This is a genomic window from Kitasatospora putterlickiae, assembly GCF_039527695.1.
GTDB classification, from domain to species: Bacteria; Actinomycetota; Actinomycetes; order Streptomycetales; family Streptomycetaceae; genus Kitasatospora; species Kitasatospora putterlickiae.
In genome coordinates this window covers 20,733-23,727 of sequence record NZ_BAAAKJ010000078.1, presented here as the reverse complement: position 1 = coordinate 23,727, position 2,995 = coordinate 20,733, and the positions used below count along the sequence as shown (strand labels likewise).

The window sequence follows — 2,995 nt, the reverse complement described above, 5'->3', positions numbered from 1 at the left end:
CGCGCGGAGCAGGTGCGCCCGCGCCGGCGGAACGTTCCGCCACGTCGTCCGGCTCCCCAGCCCGTACTTCTTCTCGAACCGCCGCAGCAACCGCACCACCGCCCGGTGCCGCGCACCCCGGCGCGGACCGGACGTCAACAGCCGCGCCGTCGACGTCCCCAGGTAGGAGAAGTACGTCAGCTCGCCGCCGGGCACCAGCAGCCGAAGATAGAGGTCGAGGATGCGCCGGACCTCCAAGGGTTCGAAGTTGGTGAACGGCAGGCCCGAGACGATCACGTCGTACCGCTCGGCGGCCGGCCCGTACCCGCCGTCGCCGGACCGGCCGTCCCCAGACCCGCCGTCCCCGGCCCCGTCGCCACCCCCGTCCGACTCCGCCGCGCGGGCGGCCTCCGGAAGGTCCTGCACCCGGCACTCCGACACCCGCAGCGCCAGCTCGGGCCCGCGCCGAGCCAAGTGCGGGTCCGCCAGCAGCCGTTGGACGAACCGGGGGTTGGACTCCACCACGTGCAGCCGGTCGCCCTCCCGCAGCACCCGCGCCAGCCGGCGCGTCACCGCCCCCGTCCCGGCCCCCACTTCCAGCACCGAGATCGGCCGGTTGGGACGGCTCGTCGCCGGGACCACCAGCGCGTTCACCAGATCGGTCCCGCTCGGCGCCACCGCGCCCGTCAGCCGGAAGGTGCGCAGCGCCTCGGAGAGGAAGAACCAGCCCTCGCCGCCACCGGGCCGGCTGGCCCTGGAGACGGCGGGTGCGTGGTCGGGACCGGGGCCGGGAACCGGGTCGGGAACGGCGTCGGACCCGGGGCCGGGAGCAGGATCGGGATCGGGGTGGAGCTGATCGGTCGTCATGACACCGAAGCTAAGGACGCCCCGAACTCCCCGAATCGGCCGACCGACCGCCCGCACCCCCGACGAAAGTCGAGGGTCCCACTGGCCGATCGTCAGGGGCCAAGGCCCATCACCACGCCATACCATCAGGGCGCTGAAGCGAAGGAAGGGAGGACCAGTTGACCACCGACCACCTGACACGCACACCCCGCCGAACCCGCCTGTCCCGCCTGGCCCACCCGCGCCTTCCGTTCCGCCGCCCGCCGGAGGTGCCGCGCCCTGGGCGCGCCACGCCACTCGGCTGGTACGCCGCGCCCCGGAACCGGCTGATCGAGACGCTCCTGCTCGCGACCGTTCTCGTGCTCGTCGCCGAGGAGACCATCTTCCAGTGGCTCGGCCACGACCAGCCCCTACGCCCGCTGCGGATCGCCGGCGCCGCCCTCGCCTCGCTCTCCCTCCTCCTCACCCGTCGTCACCCGGTCGCCGCCGCGGTGCTGCCCGTCGTGGTCTGCGGGCTGCTCAACCGGGCCTTCCCCGGCCTGTTCAGCGTCTTCCACCTGGCCGCGACGGGCCGCATCCGCCCGGCCGTGGTCGCCGGGGCCGCGATGGCGGGGCTCAGCGTGATCCGTGCCGAATCCGTCCTCGACTGGGCGGGGCTCACCGGCTCCCAACTCCTCGTCGAGGCCGCCGCCATCTGCCTCGGCCTGTGGCTGCGCGGTCGCCGCGAGCTGATCCGCACCCTGGAGGCCAAGGTCGACGCGTTGCGCCGCGAACGCGAGCTGCGGGCCGAACAGGCCCGCGCCGCCGAACGCGCCCGGATCGCCCGTGAGATGCACGACGTCCTCGCCCACCGGCTGAGCCTCCTCGTGCTGCACACCGGCGTGCTGCGCGACCAGGCCCGGGCCGGCACCGTGGCCGATGACGCCGAACGCCTCGCCCACCGCCTCGAACTGCTCCGGGCGACGGCCGCCCGGTCGCTCGACGACCTGAGGGACGTCCTCGGCGCCCTCCGCGCCGACCCGCCTGACCGGCCCGATCAGCCCGATCAGTCCCACCAGCCCGACCGGCCCGATCCGCCGACTCCGCCCGCGCCGCCAGCCTCACCCGGTCCACCCGGCCCCTCCGGTCCATCGGCCACGGCCTACCCGCCGGGCCGGGCCGAGCCAGCGGCCCAGCCCCCACCGCCGTCCGGCAGCACACCGGCCTCCCGCCACCGCCTGGAGCCCAGACCCGTCGCGGCGCCCGCCCTGCGCGACCTCACCGAACTCGTCGGCGAGGCCACCGACGCGGGCCAGCGCGTCGAACTCGCTCTCACCGGAGACCCGGAGAGCATCCCGACCACCCACCGGCTGGCCGTCCACCGCGTCGTCCAGGAGGCGCTGACCAACGCGCGCAAGTACGCGCACACCGCGCAGGTCACCGTCCGGGTGCGGTACGGGGCGCCCGCGACGACCGTCGAGGTGCACAACGGGCCGGGCGACCCGGCGCCGTCCGGTGCCTTCACGGGCGGAGGCTACGGCCTGGTAGGGCTCGGCGAACGGGTCGGCGCGCTCGGCGGGCACTTCGACGCGGGCCCCGACGGCGCCGGCGGCTTCCGGCTGGCCGCCCGCCTTCCCGCCCCGCGACGCCCACCGGTCCGCCCGCCCGAGCGACCTCCCGCCCGGACGCCTCCCCACCCCGGACCGTCCGACCCGACCCCGGGCCGCGCGCCGGGACCGAACCCACCGAGCGAGGCGACGTGATCCGCACGATGGTCGTCGACGACGACGCCCTGGTCCGGCTCGGGCTCGTCGACCTGCTCGCCCAGGACCCGGAGCTGACGGTCGTCGCCGAGGCGGCCGACGGGCTGGAGGCCGTCGAACTCGCCGAGCGGCACCGCATCGACGTTGCCCTCATGGACATCCGGATGCCCCGCCTTGACGGCATTGCCGCGACCCGTCGGCTGCGCGATCTGCCCGACGGTCCGCGTGTCATCGCGCTCACCACCTTCGACCTCGACGAGTACGTGTACCGGGCCCTCGCCGCCGGCGCCGACGGCTTCCTGCTCAAGGACACCCCGCCCGCCGAGATCGCCCGCGCCGTCCACGTCGTCGCCGGCGGGCAGGGGATGCTCCACCCCGCGGCCGCCCGGCGGCTCATCGACCGCTACCACCGCACCGGTGAGCCGCGT

The 2,995-nt window shown here is 75.6% G+C and carries 3 protein-coding genes; 2 read left to right on the top strand and 1 reads right to left on the bottom strand.

The window, feature by feature from the left end; all coding sequences use genetic code 11:
* Nucleotides 1-846: class I SAM-dependent methyltransferase (locus ABD308_RS09015; protein WP_344330467.1), on the bottom strand; the 846-nt coding region annotated here is incomplete at its 3' end.
* 158 nt (nucleotides 847-1,004) lie between these two features.
* Here ABD308_RS09015 and ABD308_RS09010 point away from each other — a divergent pair.
* On the top strand, nucleotides 1,005-2,567 hold the full coding sequence (locus tag ABD308_RS09010; protein ID WP_344330465.1) for a sensor histidine kinase: 1,563 nt from the start codon (nucleotides 1,005-1,007) through the stop codon (nucleotides 2,565-2,567).
* Nucleotides 2,564-2,995 (top strand): response regulator (locus ABD308_RS09005; protein ID WP_344330463.1); only part of this gene is annotated, 432 nt, incomplete at its 3' end. The genes ABD308_RS09010 and ABD308_RS09005, both read left to right, overlap by 4 nt.